The organism is Parasphingomonas halimpatiens (genome assembly GCF_036663795.1).
Taxonomy (GTDB): domain Bacteria; phylum Pseudomonadota; class Alphaproteobacteria; order Sphingomonadales; family Sphingomonadaceae; genus Sphingomonas.
Genome location: NZ_JAXOJP010000025.1, coordinates 55128 through 77907, shown reverse-complemented (window position 1 = coordinate 77907; position 22780 = coordinate 55128). Strand labels below are relative to the sequence as shown.

Below are 22780 nucleotides of genomic sequence, written 5' to 3'. Positions count from 1 at the left end.
GTTCGGCCGGGCGTGCTCGAAGCGGATGTGGTCCCGCGCCTCCCCGGCGCGCGGGCCGTCCAGCAAGCCGTGGCGCCGCAGGATCGCGGTGATCGTCGAGGCCGAAGGAACATCCGATACGCCCCGCATCTGCAAGACGCGCCGGATCTTGCGACCGCCCCAGGCCGGATACTCGCGCCGCACCTCCAGCACATCCGCCTCCACCGGCTCGGCGGTCCGGGCCGGGCTGATCAGCGGACGTCGCGACCGATCGGCCAGCCCGCCATCGCCGTCAGCGCGAAAGCGACTTATCCACTTATACCCCGTTTGCGGGCTGATCCTGAAGCGCCGACAAAGCTCGCGCTTGTTCGCATCAGGCATCGCTGCCAGGCGACAAAACTCTTCGCGCTCCGACATCAGCGAACACTCCTTGAACGGCATGGCTAATCCTCCATGCCGATCTGTCCACCATGTCTCCGAACACCCGTCCACCATCTCCCCGGTCTGTACACTTCGCCGGGGAAGCAAGTAGAGAAAGTCGCGAGCGCAGCAGTCCCAGGGCTATCCTGTCAGGCCGCCGCAAACATCTCGGGCGGCAGCGCCATCAGCGCCTCGGCGCCGCCTTCAATCTTGCGGCGCAGCGACCCTGCCTCGGGCATGATCCGCTCGGCGAAATAGCGCGCGGTGACAAGCTTGGCGTCGAGAAACGCGACATCGCCCTCACCCGCCGCTTTCAGCTTCGTCGCGGCGACCGCCATGCGCAGCCACATCAGGCCGACCGCGACGATGCCCATCAGATGCATGTAGCTGTGCGCGCCGGCACCGACATTGTCGGGGTTCTGCATGCCGTTCTGCATGAACCACATGGTCGCTGCCTGGAGCTCGCCATTGGCCTTTTCGAGGCGCCCGGCAAAATCGGCGGTCGCCGGATCGGCCTTGGCCGCCGCGACTTCCTCGGCGACGATGCGGAACATCGCCTGCACGGCGCGCCCGCCATTCTGCGCCAGCTTGCGCCCGACCAGATCCATCGCCTGCACGCCATTTGTGCCTTCGTAGATCATGGCGATGCGGGCATCGCGGACATATTGCTCCATGCCCCATTCGGCGATGTAGCCGTGCCCGCCATAGACCTGCTGCGCGTTGGTCGCGACGTCATAGCCCTTATCGGTGCCATAACCCTTGATCACCGGGGTGAGCAGCCCGATCAGGTCGGCGGCGAGTTGGCGCTCCTCCTCGCTCGGCGCGGCATGTTCGAGATCGACCTGCAGCGCAGCCCACAGGCACAGCGCGCGCAGCCCCTCGGTCAGCGCCTTGCCGTCCATCAGCATGCGGCGCACATCGGGATGGACGAACAGCGTATCCGCCTTCTCGTTCGGCTCCTTCGCGCCGGTCAGCGCACGGCCCTGGCGACGGTCATGCGCGTACTGCACGGCATTCTGATAGGCCGTCTCCGCCACCGCGAGCCCCTGCAGGCCGACGCCGAGCCGCGCGGCGTTCATCATGATGAACATCGCGGCGAGACCCTTCATCTCCTCGCCGACCAGCCAGCCCGTCGCGCCGTCATAGTTCATCACGCAGGTCGAATTGGCGTGGATGCCCATCTTGTGCTCGATCGAGCCGCACGACACCGCGTTGCGCGCGCCGAGCGAGCCATCGTCATTGACCATGAACTTGGGCACGACGAACAGCGAGATGCCCTTCGAGCTTTCCGGCGCGCCCGGCGTCTTGGCGAGGACGAGATGGATGATGTTCTCGGTCAGGTCGTGCTCGCCCGACGAGATGAAGATCTTGGTGCCGGTAATGGCGTAGCTGCCATCGGCCTGCGGCTCGGCGCGGGTGCGGATCAGCCCGAGATCGGTGCCGCATTGCGGCTCGGTGAGGTTCATCGTGCCACCCCATTTGCCCGAGACCATGTTGGGGACGTACTTCGCCTGCTGCTCGGGGCTGCCCTTGACCAGCAGCGCGGCAATCGCGCCGTGCGTGAGCCCGGGATACATGGCGAAGGCCATGTTCGACGAGATCATGAATTCCTGAAAAGCCGTCGAGACGACGTGCGGCATCGCCTGGCCCCCAAATTCCTCGGGTGCGGAGAGCGTGCCCCAGCCCGACTCGACGAAACGCGCATAGGCTTCCTTGAACCCCGCCGGCGTCGTGACCGAGCCGTCTTCATGGCGCGCGCAGCCTTGCTGGTCGCCGCTATGGTTGAGCGGGAACAGCACCTCGGCGACGAACTTGCCGCCCTCGTCGAGGATCGCATCGACCGTGTCAGGCGTCGCATTCTGGAAACCCGGCAGGTTGGCATAGGCGCCCAAACCGACGACATGATCGAGGACGAAGCGCACGTCGCGCACGGGCGGGGTATATTGGGGCATGTGACTTCCTTCAGCCTTGCTGTTCGAGCAGTGCAACGAATGCGTCGAGTTCGCCGATCGCGGCGTCGATATCGTGTTTCTGGGTTTCGAGCAGCGCGATGCGGTGGCGGCAGCGCTCGATCGTCACGGCGCGCTGGCTCCTGCGGCCGTCGCCGAGATCGTAAAGGTCGATCATCTCGCGGATCTCGCCAAGGCTGAACCCGACGCGCTTGCCGCGCAGGATCCAGGCGAGTCGCGCACGATCGCGGTGCGAATAGATGCGTGCGGTGCCGCGCCGCTCCGGTGTAATCAGCCCCTCATCCTCGTAGAAGCGCAGCGCGCGCGCCGTCACGCCGAATTCGGCCGACAGGTCGGAAATCGTGAACTGGTCGCGATCGGGGTGACGCTCGATCGCGGCATAGGCGGCTACGCTCGACATGACCGATCGCCTACCTTCCCTTTACGTGAACGTCAAGCTCAGCCGCCGCTCCCGCACAGCAATCGGCCGTGCGCGTCACGCAGCGTCGAGGCTTCCGAAACCGATTCGCTCAACCGATCGACATCGAGCGCCGCCAGCGAGGCACGCCGCGAACAGAGCTTCTGGCACGCATCGGGCACGCGGCCCGGAAAGACGAGGCGATCGCCCTCGAAGCGCGCGTCGAAGCTGCAGCCCTCGACGCCGTCCATCTGGACATGGACGGTGTCGCGGACGCGCGTCGCGGTGCCCGAGCCGCCGCAATTCTGCTGCTCGTCATAATCGACATAGACGCCGATGCGGTACGCCGTCGCGCCCGGCACGATGCACACCCGGTCGGTGTCGCGCGCATAGAGGCCGGTGATGTCGGTGTCGGCGGGATCGGGAATCACCCCGGCCTGGATCGCCGCCGCCTCGAGGCCGGTCGCCGGCGTCGCGGTCCGTTTCTCGCTCGGCGGGGCGCCGCGCGAACAGGCCGCCAGCACCAGCAACATGGCGAGACCGAAGCGCCTCACGCGACCGCCACCAGCCCGTCGCCGTCGATGCGGCGGTAGAAACAGCTGCGCTCGCCGGTATGACAGGCGGGACCCTGTGCATCGACGATCAGCCACAGCGCGTCCTGGTCGCAATCGATTCGCATCTCGACGACGTGCAGCACGTGACCCGAGGTCTCGCCCTTCTTCCACAACCGGCCGCGACTGCGCGACCAGAAGTGCGCCTCGCCCGTCGCGATGGTCGCGGCGAGCGCCTCGGCATTCATATGGGCGAGCATCAGCAGCTCGCCGCTGGTGCGATCGGTGGCGACGGCGGTGATCAGCCCGCTGGCATCATATTTCGGATCGAGCGTGAGGCCGGGTTCGCGGGAGTCGGGCATGTTTTGCGGTGTAGCGCGCGCGCCCCTGCCCGTCACCTCACACGGTGAATCGACCGAACGCGACGAATGACCGGTGCAATGATGACAAACAGGCGACAAACCCGAAGCGCCGCTCTATAGGCCTCTCGCGACGCTACCCCCCTGAAGGGCGCCATGCTTACAACAAACCCATTCGATGACGATCACCTGCACGAGGAGTGCGGGATATTCGGCGTATCCGGCAACAGCAGCGCTGCCGCGCTGGTAGCGCTGGGCCTCCACGCCCTGCAGCATCGCGGGCAGGAGGCGGCGGGCATCACCACCTTCGACGGCACCGAATTCCACACCTATCGCGCGATGGGGCATGTCGCGGGCAATTTCGACCGCGACGAGATCATCCAGGCGCTGCGCGGCACGGTGGCGTGCGGCCATGTGCGCTATTCGACGACCGGCGAGACCGCGCTGCGCAACGTCCAGCCGCTCTATGCCGATCTTGCCTCGGGCGGCTTCGCCATCTCGCATAACGGCAATATTTCCAACGCGATGCGGCTGCGCCGCGACCTTGTCCGGCGCGGCTCGATCTTCCAGTCGACCTCCGACACCGAGACGATCATCCACCTCGTCGCGACCTCGAACTACCGCACCGTGGTCGACAAGTTCATCGATGCGCTGAAGCAGGTCGAGGGCGCCTATTCGCTGATCGTGATGACGCCCGAGGGCATGATCGCCTGCCGCGACCCGCTCGGCATCCGCCCGCTGGTGATGGGCAAGCTCGACGACGCGATCATCTTCGCCTCGGAAACCGTCGCGCTCGACGTGGTCGGCGCGACCTTCGTCCGCTCGATCGATCCCGGCGAACTGGTGATGGTCAAGGGCACCGAGATCAGCTCGCACCGCCCCTTCGCCGCCGTCAATCCACGGCCGTGCATCTTCGAATATGTCTATTTCTCGCGCCCCGACTCGATCTCGGAAGACCGCAGCGTCTACACTGTGCGCAAGGCGATCGGCGCGCAGCTGGCGATCGAGAGCCCGGTCGATGCTGACCTGATCATCCCGGTGCCCGATTCGGGCACGCCTGCGGCGATCGGCTATGCCCAGCAGTCCGGCATACCGTTCGAGCTCGGCATCATCCGCTCGCATTATGTCGGGCGGACCTTCATCCAGCCGGGCGACAAGGTTCGTCACCTTGGCGTCAAGCTCAAGCACAATGCCAATCGCGCGCTGATCAAGGGCCAGCGCGTCGTGCTGATCGACGATTCGATCGTGCGCGGCACGACCAGCCTCAAGATCGTCCAGATGATGCGCGAGGCGGGTGCCGCCGAAGTTCACATGCGCATCGCCTCGCCGCCGACGCGCCACAGCTGCTTCTACGGCGTCGACACCCCCGAGCGCGCCAAGCTGCTCGCCGCGACCAAGAATGTCGAGGAGATGAACGCTTTCATCCAGGCCGACAGCCTCGCCTTCGTGTCGATCGACGGGCTCTACAAGGCGCTGGGCGAACCGAAGCGGGCCGACATCCGCCCGAGCCACTGCGATGCCTGCTTCACCGGCGACTATCCGACGACGCTGACCGACCAGGACGATGTCGCCTCGGTCGACCAGTTCGCGTTGCTCGCCGAGCGAGTTCGCTAAGACGGGCTTGTCCCGGCCGGCTGGCTGGGGCAAGCGCGCGGCCATGACCGACAAGCCTCTTTCGAACCAGACCGCCCTCGTCACCGGTGCCAGCCGCGGCATCGGCGCCGCCACCGCGCTCGCGCTCGCCGCGCACGGCGCGCATGTCGTGCTCACCGCGCGGACCGCTTCCGGGCTCGAAGAAGTCGAGGAGGCGATCTTCGCCGCCGGCGGATCTGCGACGATCGCCCCGCTCGACCTGACCCAGACCGATGCCATAGCACGACTTGCCACGGCGGTCAGCGAACGCTGGCAGGCGCTCGACATCATGGTGCTCAGCGCGGCGACGCTCGGCAGCCTCGGCGCGGTGCCGGCGATCGAACCCAAGGAACTGGCGACGATCATGACGCTCAACGTCAGCGCCCAGGCCGCGCTGATCACCGCGTTCGACCCGATGCTGCGCAAATCGGCCGGCGCGCGCGTGATCGGCCTGACCTCCAGCGTCGCGCGCCATCCGCGCGCCTATTGGGGGCTGTACGGCGCGTCCAAGGCGGCGTTCGAGACGCTGCTCGCCGCCTATGGCGCGGAGATGGCGCAGGTCAGCAAGGTCCGCACCGCGCTGATCGACCCCGGCGCGACGCGGACCGTGATGCGTGCGCGGGCCTATCCCGGCGAGGACCCCGCGTCGGTCAAGGAGCCGGCGGTTGTCGCGGCACGAATCGCCGCGCTCGCCGTGTCGGGCTTCGCGACCGGGCATTTCGAGCGCGTCGAGCAATAAAACTTCGGGCGTGCTCGACGTCGGGTAAACAGCGACTTTCCCTGTGTATTGCTTGAATAATACGGCTGTGATATCCCGAGCGTTATGAGCCTTGGGGGACATGGCAATGATGGCGCGTAAACTCTTGCTCTTGCTGGCGGCGGTCTCGGCCGGCGCGATGGCGCAAAGCCAGGCGCCCGCGCCGTCGGCGACGCTGATCCGCAACGTCGCGGTGTTCGATGGCAACCGCAGCCTTGGCCGCCACGGCGTGCTGATTCGCGATGGCAAGATCGCCGACATCGATTATCGCGGCGCGCCGACGGCGGACATGAAGGTCGTCGACGGCACCGGCAAGACGCTGCTGCCCGGGCTGATCGACAGCCATGTCCACGCCTTTCAGGGCCAGGACGACGCGCTGCTGTTCGGCGTCACGACGCAGCTCGACATGTTCAGCGCGCCGGCCTCGACGCGGGCGATCCGCGCGCGGATGGCGAGCGGCACCAACAGCAAGGCCGCCGACATTTTCACCTCCGGAATTCTCGCGACCGTGCCCAAGGGACATGGCACCGAATATGGTTTTCCGATCCCGACCCTTACCACGCCGGCCGAAGCCGATGCCTGGGTCGACGCACGGATCGCCGAGGGCTCCGACTTCATCAAGATCATCGACGAGCCCGGAACGACCGTCGGCCGGCCCTTCCCGACGCTCGATCGCGCGACGATCCACGCGCTGATCGTCGCGGCGCATAAACGCGGCAAGCTCGCGGTCGTCCATGCCCAGAGTCTGGCGACGGCGACCGAATCGATTGAGGAAGGCGCCGATGGCCTCGCCCATCTGTTCATCGACCTTGATGGGGGCAGCGCCTTTGGCCAGCTCGCCAAGGCGCATCATGTCTTTGTCGTGCCGACCTATAGCGTGTTCGAGGTGTTCAGCGGCCGATCCGGCGGTGCCGCGCTGCTCGACCGGCCGGCGCTGAACGGCCTGCTGCCCAAGACGGCCGTATCGACGCTGCACCAGTCCTTCGGGTCAGATCGGAGCGCCAAGCTCGATGCGCTCGAAGCGGCCAATATCACGGCGCTGGCAAAGGCCGGCGTCCCGATCCTCGCGGGCACCGACGCCGGCAACCCGGGCACCTGGTACGGCCTGAGCATCCACCGCGAACTCGAATTGCTGGTCAAGGCGGGCCTGAGCCCGGTTCAGGCGCTGACCGCGGCGACCGCAGCACCGGCGAGCGCCTTCCGCCTCGCCGATCGCGGGCACATCGCGCCGGGGCTCAAGGCCGATCTGCTGCTGGTCGACGGCGACCCGACGGCCAACATCGGCGCCGTCCATGACATCGTCGAAATCTGGAAGGACGGCGTGGCCGCCAGCCCGTTGCGCGCCGCACGCCGCACCGAACTGGCCAATGCGGCGCCCGCGGCCGTCGCGCCGCCCATCGCACTGCCGGCAGGCGGCCGGATCGAGTCGTTCGCCAATGTCGATGGCAAGCCGGTGCTCAAGGCGCCGTTCGGTGCGGGCTGGCAGGTGTCGACCGATTCGATCGCCGGCGGCACGTCGCGCGTCTCGCTGTCGGTCGCCGGCGCCGCGCCCGATGGCAATGCTGCATTGGTCATGAGCGGTGAGGTCACCGCCGATTTCATCGCGCCGTGGGCCGGGGTCGGGTTCAGTCCCGGCGCGCAGCCCTTCGCCCCCGCCGACCTCAGCGCGGCAAATGCGCTGCGCTTCTGGGTGCGCGGCGAGGGCAAGAGCTTTGCCCTCATGGGCTTCTCGCCCGCCGGCGGTCAGCGCCCCGCCGTTGCACCGCTCTCGGTGACGGGCGACTGGAAGGAGGTCACGATCCCCTTTGCCAGCCTGCGTAATTTCGATTCCCACAACGCCATGCTGCTACTCGTCGCGGCGGACCGGCCAGGCGTCTTCAAACTCGAAATCGCCAATATCCGGCTGATTCACACCGAATGAGCAGGACGGCCGCACGCTATTTCGCGGCCGCGTCGAACAGCTTTTGCGTGAAAGCGAATCGCGCCAGCGAATAGGTGCGATCGCTCGCGTGCGGCGCGGCGCTCGATATAGCGATGACGATATGATGCGCGGGGTCGATCGTGATGCCCTGCCCGAAAATACCCTGCGCGCCGAAGCGGCCCTGCGGATAGGTCCACCATTGATAGCCATAGCCGAAGCCCGGTCGCCCGATCTCGGCATGGGCGGCGGTGGCCGAGGCGAACCAGCCATCGGGCACCACGCCCTTGCCGCCGTCGAGCACGAACTGCCCCATCCGCGCATAGTCGCGCAGACTCACCGACTGGCAGCAGCCGCCGATTTCGTGCCCGGCCTGATCGACCATCCAGAAACCGTCGCGCTCCATGCCGTAGCGCTTGAACACCTTCTCGCTGAGATAGCTCGCCAGCGACTTGCCCGTCGCGCGCTGGACCAGCGTGCCGATCAAATTGGTCTCGCCGGTCTTGTAGACCCATTTGGTTCCCGGCGCGTCGGCGCGCGGCAGCGTGCGCATATAGGCGACGGTCGGATCGGCACCGGCCGGAACGGGCTTGGCGAACATCTGCGCCACGTCCGAGTTCGGATCGGTATAGTCCTCGTTCCAGCGCACGCCCGAGGTCATCGTCAGCAATTGCGCGATGGTCACGCCGTCATAACCGCTGCCCGCCAGATCGGGGATGTAGCGCGTCACGGGCTCGTCGACCGACTTGATATAGCCGTCGCGGATCGCCGCGCCGACCAGCGTCGAGGTGAACGATTTGGCGACCGAGAAGGATGTCCAGCGCCCGTCGCGCCCATAACCGCGCGCGTAGCGCTCGAGGCGGATCTTGCCATCCTGCAGCACGATCAGCCCGGCGACATTCTGCGCCGCCATGAACGAGTCGACCTCGTCGTCGGCGATCGGCAGCGCCTTGCCCGCCGGCAACGGGTGAACCCGCCCGCCGGCCTTGACGACGTTCCCGGGAAACTGCGCTTCCATATGCGGAAAGTTCGCGTCGCGCTGCGCCTGCGACCAGAACAGGATCTCGGCCCCGGCCTGACGGATATGCGCCTCGGCGGCAGGATCGCGGGTCGCGGCGGCGGCAACCGGTACCGGGCGCGTAGCGGTGTTCGCGCATCCGGCCAGCGCCAGCGCGATAAGCGCCAGGATCGACTTGTTCATTACCCCTCCTTGACCAGCGTTACCTGCGCGACGTCGATACCGCCGCCGCGAAAGCCGCCTTCGCAATACATCAGATAGTAGCGCCACATCGCGACGAAGTCCGCATCGAACCGCGTCGGCAAACGCTTTTCGGCCACCGCCACATCGAACGCTGTACGCCAGCGCAGCAACGTCTCGGCATAATGCAGGCCGAAGCCGTGCCGGTCATGCCACACCAGCCCGGCGCGCTCGGCGATCGCGCGAAAGCGGCTTTCCGAAATCAGCATGCCGCCGGGAAAGATGTAGCGCTGGATGAAGTCGACGCTCGCCGCATAAGCGTCGAAGATCGCGTCATCGATCGAGATCAGCTGGATCGCGGCGCGGCCGCCGGGCTTGAGCGTCCCGGCGACCACGCGGAGATAGGCGGACCAGAATTCCTCGCCGACCGCCTCGACCATCTCGATGCTGGCGACCGCATCATACTGGCCGCGAACGTCGCGATAGTCGGTCAGCGACACCGTGACGCCGGGTAGACCCCGGTCATCGACAAAGGCCTTTTGCTCTTCGGACAGCGTGATGCCGTGCACCTTGATACCCGCGGCGGAAGCGACGGACGCGAACGAGCCCCAGCCGCAGCCGATCTCCAGAATCGTATCGCCCGGCCTGGTGGCAGTCCGATCGAGGATCGCCGCGAGCTTCGCCTGCTGCGCACTTTCTAGTGACTGTGCCTCCGAAATCGGCTCCACAAACAGGCCGCTCGAATAGGTCCGCGAAGTATCGAGCCAGGTCTCGTAGAAGTCGTTGCCGAGGTCGTAATGCGCGGCGACGTTGCGTTTCGCGCCCGCCCGGTGATTGCGGCGCAGCAAGTGCCATGCGCGTCGCGCCAGCTTCGACAGCCCGCTCGCCCGCGCGGCACGACCCAGCGTGCGACGGTTGCGCATGAACAATTCGAACAGCACGACCGGGTCGGGGCTGGTCCACTCGCCCGCAGCCCATGCCTCGTACCAGCCAGCCGAACCGCCCGCCGCCAGCCGCCGCAGCGCGCGCCAATGCACGACATGGACGACCGCGCACGGGCCCGGCGCATGGCCGCCGAGCACGCGCCGGGTACCACCCGGAAGCGTCGCCTCGATCGAGCCTTGCGCCAGTCCGCGATCGATCCGTCCGAGCACCCGATCGCCAATCGGCGCTACCATCCGCAACCCCACATCCCCCAACCGCGCCCCGCTTATCGCGCCGCGCTTGCCGCCGCCAGAGCGCGTTCGCGCGCCGCGCGATGGCCGATGATCTTGGCGGGGTATCCGGCGGGCCGGCGCCCGGCCTCTTCGGGATCGTGGATGACCGCATCGGACAGGCGTGCGAGTTCGGGCACCCATTGCCGGATATAGCCGGCGGCGTCGAACTTCTCCGACTGGCTGAGCGGCGCCATGATTCGCACGAACATGTTCGAATCGACGCCGGTTCCCGCCGTCCACTGCCAGTTGACCACGTTGCTGGCGTAATCGGCATCGACCAGCGTATCCCAGAACCATTGCTCGCCCCGGCGCCAGTCGATCAGCAGATGCTTGATGAGGAACGAGGCGGCGATCATCCGCACGCGATTGTGCATCCATCCCGTTGCCCAGAGCTGGCGCATGCCGGCATCGACAATCGGGTAACCCGTCTCACCGCGCTGCCAGGCGCGCAGTTCCGCGTCGGCCGCGGGGCCCGTTCGCCACGGCAGATCGTCGAGCGCCGGCCGACCGTTACGTGTCCCATAATCGGGGAATTGCAGGATGATGTTCTGCGCATAATCTCGCCAGCCGATCTCGCCGAGAAAGGTCTCGACCGAGCCTCCCAGATCGGCAGTACGATGCCACACCTGCGCCGCCGAAAGCTCGCCGAAATGGAGATGCGGCGACAGGCGTGAGCTGCCCTCGATCGACGGCAGGTTGCGCGTTGCCTCGTAGCGCGCGGCGTGATCGCGGAAGGATTCCAGCCGGGCCGCTGCGCCTTGCTCGCCCGGCGTCCATTCTGCGGCGAAGCCCTTCGCCCAGTCAGGCTTACGCGGCAGCAAATCCCAGTCGCCCAGTTCGTCGCTGGCCGGCCATGTCGCGGGAGCGGAAAGCTCACCCGGCGGTGGCAGCGGTGCGGGCGGTGGCATCTGCTGCTGGAGCGCGCGCCAGAAGGGCGTAAAGATCTTGTAGGGTTGCCCGGCCCCGGTCGTCACCGATCCCGGCGGCACGAGATAATTGCCGTCATGGCACACGAGATCGACCCGCTTCACCACCGCACGCTCGGCATTGCGCCACCAGGGCTCATAATGCCGGATCGCGTGAACGCGCTTCGCGCCGATTTCCTCGGCGAGTGCCGCCAGCACCTCGTCCACCCTGCCCCGCCGCAGGATCAGCCGCGAGCCCTTCTCCCGCAGGCTGGCATCGAGCGCGGCAAGGCTGTGGTGCAGCCACCAGCGCGACGCACCGCCCATCCGGCGATGCTTCGGCGTGTCGTCATCGAGGACATAGACCGGGATGACCGGCCCCTCATTCGCGGCAGCGATCAGTGCCGCCTGATCTGACAGGCGGAGGTCACGACGAAACCAGACGATCACCGGATCGTTCATCGCGGCTTGAAACAGGTTACGTCCCCTATGCGGGAGCTTCTCCGGACGCGTCGGATACGAAATCTCTCAAGATCATCCGCAGCAAGGCAAGTCCAGTCGCCCCGCTTCATTGTCGGCAATCGTTCGCCGCGCCATGACCCGTCAGCGGTCTGCCAGACTGCCAGAATCTCATCATGGCTTGGCGATGGATCCGCATGGCTACGAACCTCCAGCGACAAGTCGTGCGGAGTGCGTGGGCCGCTCAGCGTCACAACCGAAAACAAATGCGCCCGAACCAACGGCATCGTGCATATCGTGTCGTCAGCGAAACAACCAATGATCGCTGCATCTTGCCAACGCGCTGCGATCAACGATGCCCTGCCCTTCGGCGGCAAGGGGTCGTCGTCAATCGCAACGATCGAGATAAGCGCCAAAACTGAGAGAGCAAATGCGCTCCCCATCACATCTCGTGCGGTTGTGCTTCGACCATCCAGGTCTGGCCCTGGCTGAGCAGCTTCTGCAGGTTGGGCGTCTTGCCCTGTGCAGCAGCAATGTTCTGCGCGATGACCGCGTCGTCGAAGGTCGGCGCGGGATCGTCGTAGATCACGCCGAGCGCCATCGGGAAGGCACCGAACGGCATCTCGACCAGCATGTGGGCGAGGCCACGGTTGGTCTGGTCGTGCACCGCGACGCCGACCGATTCCCAGTCGCCATCGACCACGTCGACGACCTTGAGTGTCAGCCGCGCGAGATCCATCGCCAGGCCCTTGGTGCCGCCGGCGAACAGCAGCGGCTTGCCATGCTCGACCCACAACTGGTTGGTCCCGGCATGGGCCTTTTCGGTGAAGGCGCCGAACACCTCGTCATTGTAGACGATGCAGTTCTGGAAGATCTCGACGAAACCCGTGCCCTTGTGCGCATAGGCCGCCTTGAGCACCGCCGGCAGGTTCTTGTTGACGTCGATCGCCCGCGCGATGAAGCGCCCGCCCGCGCCGAGCGCGAAGGCGCACGGCTTGGCCGGATGATCGACCGAGCCATAGGGCGTCGAGGGCGAGCGCGTGCCTTCGCGGCTGGTTGGCGAGTACTGGCCCTTGGTCAGGCCGTAAATCTCGTTGTTGAACAGCAGCACCTGGCAATCGAGATTGCGACGAATGAGGTGCATCGTGTGGTTGCCGCCGATCGACAGCGCGTCGCCGTCGCCGGTGATGATCCAAACATCGAGTTCGGGATTGGCCAGCTTGACCCCGGTCGCCACCGCCGGCGCGCGGCCGTGGATGGTGTGGAAGCCATAGGTTTCCATATAATAGGGAAAGCGCGACGAGCAGCCGATACCGCTGACGAACACGGTGTTCTCCGGCCGCGCGCCGATCTCGGGCATGGTGCGCTGCACTGCCTTGAGGATCGCATAATCGCCGCAGCCCGGGCACCAGCGCACTTCCTGGTCGGTTTCCCAATCCTTGGGCGTAGTCAGCTTCGCGATGGGGGTCATGTCGTTCATGCGAGCATCTCCTCGATGGCTTGCTCAATCTCGAAGATGCGGAACGGCTGGCCGGACACCTTGTTGAGCGGCTTGGCGTCGACCAGGAACTGGTCGCGCAGCACCGTCTTGAGCTGGCCTGTGTTCATTTCGGGAACGAGTATCTTGTCGTAACTCTTGAGCAACGCGCCCAGATTTGCCGGCATCGGCCAGATGTGGCGGATATGGACATGGCTGACGTCGAGCCCCTTGCGCCGGCCGCGCCGCACCGCCTGGTGGATCGGCCCGAAGGTCGAGCCCCAGCCGACCACGACCAGCTTGCCCGAGCTGTCGCCCATCGCGACCTCCTGATCGGGCACTGCGATATTGGCGACCTTGTCGTGGCGGATATTGGTCATCGCCTGATGGTTGGCGGCGCCATATTCGATGTTGCCGGTGCCGAGTTGCTTCTCGATCCCGCCGATGCGGTGGAGCAGCCCGGGCGTGCCGGGCTTGACCCAGGGCCGCGCCAGCTTCTCGTCGCGGGCATAGGGCAGGAAGCCACCTTCCGGCGCAACGTCCATGAATTCAACGGGGAATGGCGCGAAGCTGTCGATCGACGGCACCTTCCACGGCTCGGCGGCGTTGGCGATATAACCATCGGTCAGCACCATCACCGGCGTCATATATTGCGTCGCGATGCGCACCGCCTCGATCGCCACTTCGAACGCGTCCGACGGCGAGCGTGCCGCGATCACCGGCATCGGCGCATCGCCATTGCGGCCATAAACCGCCTGGTAGAGATCCGACTGTTCGGTCTTGGTCGGCAGGCCGGTCGACGGGCCACCGCGCTGCGAGTTGATGATGACCAGCGGCAGCTCGGTCATGATCGCCAGGCCCATCGCCTCGCCCTTGAGCGCGATGCCGGGCCCCGACGATGAGGTGACACCAAGCTGGCCGGCATAGGAGGCGCCGATCGCACTGGCGATTGCCGCGATCTCGTCCTCGGCCTGGAAGGTCGTGACGCGATATTCCTTCAGCCGCGACAGATGATGCAGGATCGCCGAGGCCGGGGTGATCGGATAACCGCCGAAGAACATCGGCAGATCGGCCAGCTGCGCACCCGCGACGAGACCGAGCGAGATCGCCTCGGCCCCCGTCACCGTGCGGTACAGGCCGGGCTCGGCCGGCGCGGCGGCGACATGCTGCTGGTGCAGGCGCACCGCGCCGAGACCGCTGCCCGACAGTTCGGCGGTTTCGCCATAGGCATGGCCGGCATTGAGCGCGGCGATGTTCGCCTCGGCCAGTGTCGGGTTCTTGGCGAACTTGGCCTTGAGCCAGTCGATGATCGGCTCGCGTCCGCGATCGAACATCCACAAGGCCAGGCCGAGCGTCCACATATTCTTGCAGCGCAGCGCTTCCTTGTTGCCCAGCCCGAACGGCTTGACCGATTCGAGCGTCAGCTGCGAAATGTCGAACGCCAGCAGCTGCCACTTGGCGAGGCTGCCGTCGGTGAGCGGATTGGCAGCATATTTCGCCTTGGCGAGGTTGCGGTCGCCGAACTCGCCGGCGTCGGCGATGATCAGCCCGCCGGTCTTGAGCGCATCGACATTGGTCTTGAGCGCCGCCGGGTTCATCGCGACGAGCACGTCGGGCGCGTCGCCGGCGGTCTCGATCGCGGTCGAGCCGAAATTGATCTGGAAGGCCGACACGCCGAACAGCGTGCCCTGCGGCGCGCGGATTTCGGCCGGAAAATCGGGGAAGGTGGCGAGATCGTTGCCGGCCAGCGCGGTCGACAGCGTGAACTGCCCCCCGGTGAGCTGCATGCCATCGCCGGAATCGCCCGCGAAGCGGACGACGATCGACTCGGCAGGTGGGTTGGCAGATGCCTCTTGCGGCGTGGTCAGGTGGGCGGCGGTCGCCATCAGCAATATCCCGTGGACTTCGTTGCGCCGCCCTTATGCGCTGGACGGTGGCGGGCCAACCTAGTTTCATGCGCGGGCGGTGCAACCGCTACTTTCCCGTAGAGCGCCTCACCCAGGGTAAGAATGGTGCTGACATGCCGCTCGGCAATCGCCAGCGCGTCGTCGCCATAGCCGCCACCGACGGTGCTCGCGAGCGGAATGCCCCGCGCGATCATCAACTTGGCGATCAATCGCTCGCGCGCCACCAGCCCTGCCTCGCTCAGCGCGAGCCGCCCCAGTCGGTCGCCAAGGAAAGGATCGACGCCGGCCTGATACAACACCAACTCCGGCCGCTCGCGATCGAGCATCGGCGCGAGTGTCGCCTCCAGCGTGGCGAGATAGGCCTCGTCGCCGGTCCCGTCGGGCAACGCCACGTCGAGCGTCGACCGCGCCTTGCGCACCGGAAAATTCTTCTCGGCATGGATCGAATAGGTGGTGATGCCATCGCGCCCGGCGAGCAATGCCGCCGTGCCGTCACCCTGATGGACGTCGCAATCGACGACCATCACCCGCGCCATGCGTCCCTCCTCGACCAGTCGCAGCGCCGTGACGGCGAGATCGTTGAAGACGCAATAGCCCGCGCCGCTCGCGGCGAGCGCGTGATGGCTGCCGCCCGCGCTGTTCGCGGCAAAGCCACGCTCGAGCGCCAGTATCGCGGCCAGCCAGGTGCCGCCGACGACATGGGGCGCGCGGTGCGCCACCGCTTCGCTCACCGCAAAGCCAATCCGTCGTTCCTTGTCGCGCGGGACGCGCGCCGTCAGCACCTCATCGACATAGTCGGGGTCGTGCGCTGCCTCGATCCACGCGCGCGGCGCCGGTACGGGCTCGTGCCAGTCGATCGCCGCGCCTTGGGCAAGCAGCAGGTCGCGAATCAGGCCGTTCTTGTTCCAGCGATAGGCACTGCGCGACGGCGCTTCGGCTATATAGCTTGGATGATGGACGACGGCGATCACGCGCCTTACCTAGGCACGGACAAGGGCTGGCGCCACCGGCCGATGCGAGAGGACCGACCATGACCGAACCTTATGTCCGCCCGGACGCCCGCGCCTTTCTCGATTTCCTCAACGCGATGCCCGGCCCCAAGATGCATGAGATGGACGCGCCCGCGGCGCGGCAGGTCTATCTCGCGATGCGCGACGTGACCGATCTGCCGGTCGGCGACCTCGGCACACGCCTCGACCTCGCCATTCCCGGGCCGGCCGGCACGATCCCGGCGACGATGTTCGATCCGCGCACCTCGCGTGAGCCCGGCCCCGTGATGGTGTTCTACCATGGCGGCGGTTACGTGATCGGCGACGTCGAATCGCACGCCGCGATCTGCGCCGAGATTGCGCGGACGCTCGATCTGCCGGTGATCTCGGTCGATTATCGCCTTGCCCCCGAATCGCCCTGGCCCGCCGCCCCCGACGATTGCAAGGCGGCGGCGCGCTGGGTCGCGGACAGCCCCGCAGAACTCGGCCGCACCGTCACCAGTCTGGTGCTGTGCGGCGACAGCGCCGGCGGCAATCTGACGATCGTCACGGCGATGGCCTTGCGCGACAAACCCGCCAAGGTGCCGGTGATCGCGCAGCTGCCCTTCTACCCGGCAACCGATTCGACGGTCGAATATTCCTCCTATGCCGAGTTCGCCGAAGGTTATCTGCTGACTCGCGCGACGATGGAATGGTTCGAGGCCAGCTACGCGCCCGAGACGAGCGACGTGCGCGCATCGCCGCTGCTCGGCGCGATGGCCGGCATGCCCCCCGCCGTGGTCGTCACCGCCAGCCTCGATCCGATCCGCGACCAGGGTCGCGCTTATGCCGCCGCGCTGGCCAAGGCGGGTGTGCCAGTGATCTTCCGCGAGGCGGTCGGCAACATCCATGGCTTCATCAACCTGCGCAAGGCGATCCCGTCGTCGGTCGGCGACGTGTCGTCGGCGCTTGCCGCGCTGAAGGGGATGATCGTCGAGGCCGAGGCCGAGCGCGTCATGGCGCAGGCGGCGGCGTGATGCGGGGCGTCATTTTGGCGATGTTCGCGTTGCTTTTGCCCGCCGGCGAAGCGCCGGCGACGATCACGGCGCCGACGACCAATTTTGTCATCCGACTCTATAACCGGGTCTTGGGATTTCATCTGCCGGCCAACTTTCAGCCCGTACCGCCACAAAGCAATGACCGACAGTTTCTGATGGAGATCGTTCCAAAAGGCGAAACCGTGGAGAACTGGACTCGTCTCATCACCATCAGAGCAACCCACGGCATTCGCCCCGATTTGGCAAGTGCAGTCATTGCAAAGGCAGTCTTCGACCCCGTCTCCTGCACACAGGGGCACATATATCGCAACTTCGGCGAAAAACAGATTGAAGGGCCCCTCAGACTTTCGGTCATCGCCATTGGTTGTGGCGCGCTTCCGGCTGGCGCCTATCCGGCTGCTTTGACCGGGGCCGGCGAGCAGGATTTCATCCTCATGTTCCGCGACGAGGACGCGATCTACACGCTCAACTACGCGGTGCGCGGCGCACCCTTCAACGCCGATCATCCACCGATCGATCTTGCTCAGGCCGAAGAGATTCTGCATGCGCAGTTCGGCACCGCGCGAGTTTGTGCGAGCGCGAGCGAATCCGGCTGTGCGACGATCATTGCCGCAGACACCGCGCGCAGCGTGAACCCATGATCGATCCCGTCAATCTCCCCTACCGCCTCTGTGCCGGCATCATGCTGGTCAACCGCCAGGGCGAGGTGTTCGTCGGCCAGCGGATCGATAGCAGCGTCGAAGCGTGGCAGATGCCGCAGGGCGGCATCGACGAGGGCGAGGATGCCGAGGCCGCGGCGCTGCGCGAACTGGGCGAGGAAACGGGCATCGCGCCCGACAAGGTCGAACTCGTCACGATCGCGCCCGGCGAATTCCGCTATGACCTGCCCGACGAGTTGATCGGCAAGGTGTGGAAGGGCAAATATCGCGGGCAGATTCAGCGCTGGTTCCTCTACCGCTTTGTCGGCGAGGACGGCGACATCGACATCGCCACCGCGCATCAGGAGTTCCGCGCGTGGCGTTGGCTCCCGCCGCAGGAGCTGCCGACGGTGATCGTCCCGTTCAAGCGCGAACTCTATGAGCAGGTGCTGGCGGCATTCGGCGACGATCTCGACTGAATCATTGCCGGAGCACGGTCAAAATCGTTTGATTTGTGCGCCTTCGGCGATATCGAAAAAGGCATGCGCCCGCTTGCCTTGTTCAGCCTCGCTCCCCTGCTGATCGCCGCCGCGCCGGCGCCGATCCCCGCGCCCGTCAAGGCGATGCTCGATGCCGCGATCGTGACCGGCAATGAGGCAGAGGTCGCGACCGTGGCCAAATATGCCCGCGCCGCCGCGCCCGAGGCCAGCGAGGCGATCAACCTGCTGATCGACGATTGGCACAAGGCCGTGGCGACGAAGAAGGCGGCGGCGGACAACGCCGCGTCCGACATCTGGAAAGGCAAGGTCGAGCTGGGCGGCTTTGCGACGTCCGGCAACACCAGCGATGTCGGCGCAAGCACGGCGATCGACGTGGTGCGCGAGACGAAGCGCTGGCGCCACAAGCTGCATCTCGCCGCCGACTATCAGCAAAGCGCGGGCGTGGTCAGCCGCGAGCATTACCTCGCCAGCTACGAACCCAATTTCAAGTTCGGCGCGCGCGGCTATGTCTACGGCTCGGCGCTGTTCGAGAGCGACCATTATCTCGGTTATGACGAGCGCTACGCCGCGTCGATCGGCGCGGGGTACAGCGCGATCAAGCAACCGCGCGTGACGCTCGACATCGAAGTTGGGCCGGCGTTTCGCTACACCGCCTTCACCGACGCGACGGTCGAGAGTAGCGCGGCGGCGCGTGGTTCGGTCAATTTCGGCTGGAAACTCACCGATGCGGTCTCGCTCAGCCAGATCGCCTCGGCCTATCTGCAGCATTACAACAGCACGGTCAGCAGCACGACAGCCGTGAAAGCCAAGCTCATCGGGCCGCTCGCCGCGCAACTGTCCTATGGCGTGCAATATGAGAGCATGCCGCCGGTCGGGCGCGTGACCACCGACACCACCAGCCGCGCATCGCTGGTCTACAGCTTCTGATATCCCGCCCGGCCATAGCCGCGATCTATCCGCTTCGGATCGGTCCCTTGGTTCCCAAGCGCGGCCTATCGGGCTAACACGCCGCGATGACCCAGCTCTCGCCGATCGAAGTTGCCGCGATCGAGACCATCCACGACCAGCCGATGCTCGATCAGGTCCAGCACTGGGCGACGATCAACAGCGGCACGCGCAACCTCGCCGGCCTGAAGACAGTCGCGACCGCGCTTGGCGAAGCCTTCTCCGCCTTGCCGGGCAAGATCGAGCTGGTCGAGCCGGCGCCGGTCGAGAGCGTCGCTGCCGACGGCAGCGTGTCGCAGCTCGACCATGGCCGGCATCTCCACCTCAACGTTCGCCCCGACGCGCCCGTGCGCATGCTGTTCACCGGACATATGGACACCGTCTATCCGGTCGATCACCCGTTCCAGACGCTCACGCTGCGCGACGACGGGTCGCTGCACGGCCCCGGCGTCGCCGACATGAAGGGCGGGCTGGCGGTGATGCTCGCCGCACTCAGCGCGGTCGAGGCCAGCCCGCTCGCCACGCGAATCGGCTATGAGGTCGTGATCAATTCGGACGAGGAGACCGGCTCCTTCTCCTCCGCCGCGCTGCTCGCGCGCGCGGCGCGCGGCAAGGTCGCCGCGCTGACCTACGAGCCCGCGCTGCCCGACGGCACGCTGGCCGGCGCGCGCGGCGGCACGGGCAATTTCTCGATTGTCGTCCATGGCCGCAGTGCGCATGCCGGCCGCAACCCAGAGGATGGCCGCAACGCGCTCGTCGCCGCCGCCGATCTTGCCGTGCGGCTCGCGGCGGCACGCGGCGCCGGGCTGGCGGTCAACCCGGCGCGGATCGAGGGCGGCGGGCCCAACAATGTCGTCCCCGACTTCGCGCTGCTGCGCGTCAACTTCCGCCCCGCGACACCCGCCGATATCGTCCGCGCGCAGGCGCTGCTCGACAGCGTCATCGCCGCCATCACGTGCGAGCACGAGGTGCGGATCGAGGTGCATGGCAGCTTCAATCGCCCTCCCAAGCCGATCGACCCCGGCGCGGCAACATTGTTCGACCTGGTCAAGTTGGCTGGCGCTGATCTCGGTCTGGTCATCGGCTGGCGCGCGACCGGCGGGGTGTGCGACGGCAACAACATCGCGGCGTGCGGTGTGCCGGTGGTCGACACGATGGGCGCGCGCGGCGGCGCGATCCATTCTCCGCAAGAATTCATGATCGTCGATAGCCTGGCGGAGCGCGCCGCGCTTTCCGCCGTGACGATATTGCGCATTGCCGAACGAGGTGGCCTGTGACCTTCCTGATCCGCGCCGCGCGCGATTCCGACCTGCAACCGCTCTATGAAATGGCCAAGCTGACCGGGGGCGGTTTCACCAACCTGCCGGCGGACCGCAAGGCGCTACAGGCCAAGCTCGACCGCAGCCGCGCCGCCTTCGGACGCGAGGACGATGCGCTCGCCGACGACCTGTTCGTGCTGGTGCTCGAGAATAGCGAGACCGGCGAGGTGCGCGGCACCTGCCAGATCTTCACCCATGTCGGCCAGCAATATCCCTTTTACAGCTATCGCATCGGCACGCTGACGCAGCATAGCCGCGAACTCAACCGCACCTTCCGCGCCGACATGCTCGGCCTGACCACCGATCTCGAAGGGTCGAGCGAGGTCGGCGGGCTGTTCCTCCATCCCGGCGAGCGCGCCGGCGGGCTCGGCATGCTGCTCGCGCGCAGCCGCTATCTGTTCATCGCCGCACACCGCGCGCGCTTCGCGGATCGCATCCTGGCGGAACTGCGCGGGATCATCGACGAGGCCGGCGGCTCGCCCTTCTGGGACGGCCTTGCCGGGCGCTTCTTCGGGATGAATTTCCAGGACGCCGACCAGTTCAACGCGATCCACGGCCACCAGTTCATCGCCGACCTGTTCCCCAAGCACCCGGTCTATATCGCCATGCTGTCGGAAAGCGCCCGTGCCGCGATCGGGCTGCCGCACCCTTCCGGCCGCGCCGCGATGCGCATGCTCGAAAATGAGGGCTTCTCGTTCGAGCAATATGTCGACATTTTCGACGGCGGCCCGACGATGACCGCACGCACCGATCAGGTCCGCACGATCCGCGAGGCGCGAACGCATGAGATCGTCGCGATCGATGACGATGGCGGCGAGCAGGCGTTGGTCGCTGCGGGCCGGCGCACGGCGTTCCGCTCGGCCTATGGCCGGGTGCGCGAATGCGGCCACGGCATCGCGCTGAGCCGCGCCTGCGCCGCCGCGCTCGGCGTGGTCGAGGGAGACAGCGTCAGCCACGTCGCGCGGGTCTAGCTCCCCGGACGCGGCGCTCCAGGCGTCGGATTAACTTACAGCTAACCATCTGCGTTAAGGCGAAAGCACGCGAATCCGCGCTTGGCCCGGTCATTGCTTAGCGAACGGCATGTGGACCAGGATCGCCCGGCTGTTCATCATCAAGACCAAGTTCGAGGCGTTTGCCGTGATCTATGGCCTCGGCACCGGCGCGGTCGAGCGCGGCGTGCACTATCTCCAGCAATATCCCGGCATCGGCGGATGGATGCTGTTCGCGGTCTGCCCGGTCGCGGTGTTCATGGCCGGCGCGCGCATTCTCGATTCGGTCGAACGGAGCCAACGACCATGAGCACGGCTTGTTCGCCGCACAGCAATCGTTGGTCGCACATCGCACAAAGCACGCTATCAGGCGCAGCCATGACCAGCACCGCTCCCGCCGTCGATCAACGCACCGACGGTCAAATTGCCCGCGACGTCGCGCTCGCCGCCGCCGCCCTGCTGCGCGACCTCGGCGCCCCGGGGGGATGCCCCGACGCCGACTTGCGCGCGCGCGGGGACAGCGAGGCCAACACGCTGATCCTCGATCTGCTGCACGCCGCGCGCCCGGATGATTTCATCCTGTCGGAAGAATCGCATGACGATGGCGCGCGCTGTGCCGCGCGCCGCGTGTGGATCGTCGATCCGCTCGACGGCACGCGCGAGTTCGGCGAGCGGCGCGACGACTGGGCGGTGCATATCGGGTTGGCGATCGATGGCGCCCCGGCCGCCGGCGCGGTCGCGCTGCCCGCGCTGAACAAGGTGTTCACCACCGACGATCCCGCGCCGGTCTTTGCCGCGCTGCCTGCGCGGCCGCGCATGCTGGTCAGCCGCTCGCGCGCACACGCCATGGTCAACGCGGTGGCGCGCGCGATCGATGCCGAACTCGTCCCGATGGGATCGGCCGGCGCCAAGGCGATGGCGGTGGTCGCGGGCGACGCGGAAATCTATCTCCATGCCGGCGGGCAATATGAATGGGACAATTGCGCGCCGGTGGCGGTCGCCGCCGCGGCGGGTCTCCACACCTCGCGCATCGATGGCGCGGCGCTGGTCTATAATTGTCGCGATCCGCTGCTGCCCGACCTGCTGATCTGCCGTCCGGAATATGCCGCGACGGTGCTCGCCGCCGTGGCGGCATGGGTGCCGGCGTGCGAATGAGGGACATCGGTCCGATTTGATTGTTTCGCGTTGCTATCCACGCTAGCTCGCATGGGGGTCTC

The 22780-nt window shown here is 66.5% G+C and carries 22 protein-coding genes; 11 read left to right on the top strand and 11 right to left on the bottom strand.

Features of this window, described 5'->3' with window-relative positions; all coding sequences use genetic code 11:
- The 5 genes from U1839_RS19865 to hisI form a co-directional block, all read right to left on the bottom strand.
- Window positions 1-420: helix-turn-helix domain-containing protein (locus U1839_RS19865; RefSeq protein WP_332805319.1), on the bottom strand; the 420-nt coding region annotated here is incomplete at its 3' end.
- Window positions 421-548: 128 nt separating this feature from the next.
- Window positions 549-2351 (bottom strand): acyl-CoA dehydrogenase C-terminal domain-containing protein, encoded by a 1803-nt coding sequence (locus tag U1839_RS19860; RefSeq protein WP_332805318.1) that lies wholly within the window; start codon window positions 2349-2351, stop codon window positions 549-551.
- Between the two features lie 10 nt (window positions 2352-2361).
- Complete coding sequence (locus U1839_RS19855; protein WP_332805317.1) at window positions 2362-2769, bottom strand: MerR family transcriptional regulator; 408 nt, start codon at window positions 2767-2769, stop codon at window positions 2362-2364.
- A 38-nt stretch (window positions 2770-2807) separates the two neighbouring features.
- Window positions 2808-3320, bottom strand: a complete 513-nt coding sequence (locus tag U1839_RS19850; protein WP_332805316.1) for a hypothetical protein — start codon at window positions 3318-3320, stop codon at window positions 2808-2810.
- The gene (gene hisI / locus U1839_RS19845; RefSeq protein WP_332805315.1) at window positions 3317-3679 is read right to left on the bottom strand and encodes a phosphoribosyl-AMP cyclohydrolase; all 363 of its coding nucleotides are present in this window, start codon (window positions 3677-3679) and stop codon (window positions 3317-3319) included. The genes U1839_RS19850 and hisI overlap by 4 nt, the downstream gene beginning before the upstream one ends.
- Before the next feature lie 153 nt (window positions 3680-3832).
- Between hisI and purF the strand changes: the two genes are divergently transcribed.
- The 3 genes from purF to U1839_RS19830 all read left to right on the top strand — a co-directional run bounded on the left by purF (window position 3833) and on the right by U1839_RS19830 (window position 7986).
- Entirely contained in the window at window positions 3833-5290 is a 1458-nt protein-coding gene (gene purF, locus U1839_RS19840; protein WP_332805314.1) for an amidophosphoribosyltransferase, read from the top strand.
- Between the two features lie 43 nt (window positions 5291-5333).
- Window positions 5334-6047: an SDR family NAD(P)-dependent oxidoreductase gene (locus U1839_RS19835; RefSeq protein ID WP_332805313.1), complete on the top strand. Its 714-nt coding sequence runs from the start codon at window positions 5334-5336 to the stop codon at window positions 6045-6047.
- Between the two features lie 109 nt (window positions 6048-6156).
- Complete coding sequence (locus tag U1839_RS19830) at window positions 6157-7986, top strand: CIA30 family protein (protein ID WP_332805312.1); 1830 nt, start codon at window positions 6157-6159, stop codon at window positions 7984-7986.
- A gap of 16 nt (window positions 7987-8002) precedes the next feature.
- Here the strand turns inward: U1839_RS19830 and U1839_RS19825 are convergent, their stop codons facing one another.
- The 6 genes from U1839_RS19825 to U1839_RS19800 all read right to left on the bottom strand — a co-directional run bounded on the left by U1839_RS19825 (window position 8003) and on the right by U1839_RS19800 (window position 16117).
- Complete coding sequence (locus U1839_RS19825; RefSeq protein ID WP_332805311.1) at window positions 8003-9184, bottom strand: serine hydrolase domain-containing protein; 1182 nt, start codon at window positions 9182-9184, stop codon at window positions 8003-8005.
- Window positions 9184-10359 (bottom strand): class I SAM-dependent methyltransferase, encoded by a 1176-nt coding sequence (locus tag U1839_RS19820; RefSeq protein ID WP_332805310.1) that lies wholly within the window; start codon window positions 10357-10359, stop codon window positions 9184-9186. The genes U1839_RS19825 and U1839_RS19820 overlap by 1 nt, the downstream gene beginning before the upstream one ends.
- A gap of 32 nt (window positions 10360-10391) precedes the next feature.
- Entirely contained in the window at window positions 10392-11765 is a 1374-nt protein-coding gene (locus U1839_RS19815; protein WP_332805309.1) for a cryptochrome/photolyase family protein, read from the bottom strand.
- A 439-nt stretch (window positions 11766-12204) separates the two neighbouring features.
- The gene (locus U1839_RS19810) at window positions 12205-13242 is read right to left on the bottom strand and encodes a 2-oxoacid:ferredoxin oxidoreductase subunit beta (protein ID WP_332805308.1); all 1038 of its coding nucleotides are present in this window, start codon (window positions 13240-13242) and stop codon (window positions 12205-12207) included.
- Window positions 13239-15125, bottom strand: coding sequence for a 2-oxoacid:acceptor oxidoreductase subunit alpha (locus U1839_RS19805; RefSeq protein ID WP_332805307.1), 1887 nt, complete (start codon window positions 15123-15125; stop codon window positions 13239-13241). Before U1839_RS19805 ends, U1839_RS19810 begins: the two co-directional genes overlap by 4 nt.
- Window positions 15125-16117: a histone deacetylase family protein gene (locus U1839_RS19800; protein WP_332805306.1), complete on the bottom strand. Its 993-nt coding sequence runs from the start codon at window positions 16115-16117 to the stop codon at window positions 15125-15127. The genes U1839_RS19805 and U1839_RS19800 overlap by 1 nt, the downstream gene beginning before the upstream one ends.
- 59 nt (window positions 16118-16176) lie before the next feature.
- Between U1839_RS19800 and U1839_RS19795 the strand changes: the two genes are divergently transcribed.
- From U1839_RS19795 to U1839_RS19760, 8 genes are all read left to right on the top strand, one after another.
- Window positions 16177-17151 (top strand): alpha/beta hydrolase, encoded by a 975-nt coding sequence (locus tag U1839_RS19795; RefSeq protein ID WP_332805305.1) that lies wholly within the window; start codon window positions 16177-16179, stop codon window positions 17149-17151.
- Window positions 17151-17813 (top strand): hypothetical protein, encoded by a 663-nt coding sequence (locus U1839_RS19790; RefSeq protein WP_332805304.1) that lies wholly within the window; start codon window positions 17151-17153, stop codon window positions 17811-17813. Before U1839_RS19795 ends, U1839_RS19790 begins: the two co-directional genes overlap by 1 nt.
- Window positions 17810-18289: an RNA pyrophosphohydrolase gene (locus U1839_RS19785; protein WP_332805303.1), complete on the top strand. Its 480-nt coding sequence runs from the start codon at window positions 17810-17812 to the stop codon at window positions 18287-18289. Before U1839_RS19790 ends, U1839_RS19785 begins: the two co-directional genes overlap by 4 nt.
- Before the next feature lie 63 nt (window positions 18290-18352).
- Window positions 18353-19237, top strand: coding sequence for a DUF481 domain-containing protein (locus tag U1839_RS19780; RefSeq protein WP_332805302.1), 885 nt, complete (start codon window positions 18353-18355; stop codon window positions 19235-19237).
- A gap of 86 nt (window positions 19238-19323) precedes the next feature.
- Window positions 19324-20532: a hydrolase gene (locus U1839_RS19775; RefSeq protein ID WP_332805301.1), complete on the top strand. Its 1209-nt coding sequence runs from the start codon at window positions 19324-19326 to the stop codon at window positions 20530-20532.
- Entirely contained in the window at window positions 20529-21545 is a 1017-nt protein-coding gene (locus U1839_RS19770) for an arginine N-succinyltransferase (protein WP_332805300.1), read from the top strand. The genes U1839_RS19775 and U1839_RS19770 overlap by 4 nt, the downstream gene beginning before the upstream one ends.
- A gap of 109 nt (window positions 21546-21654) precedes the next feature.
- A complete protein-coding gene (locus U1839_RS19765) occupies window positions 21655-21873 on the top strand; it encodes a hypothetical protein (protein ID WP_332805299.1) in 219 nt (72 codons plus the stop codon).
- 68 nt (window positions 21874-21941) lie between these two features.
- Entirely contained in the window at window positions 21942-22718 is a 777-nt protein-coding gene (locus U1839_RS19760) for a 3'(2'),5'-bisphosphate nucleotidase CysQ (protein WP_332805298.1), read from the top strand.
- Window positions 22719-22780: the final 62 nt, after the last annotated feature.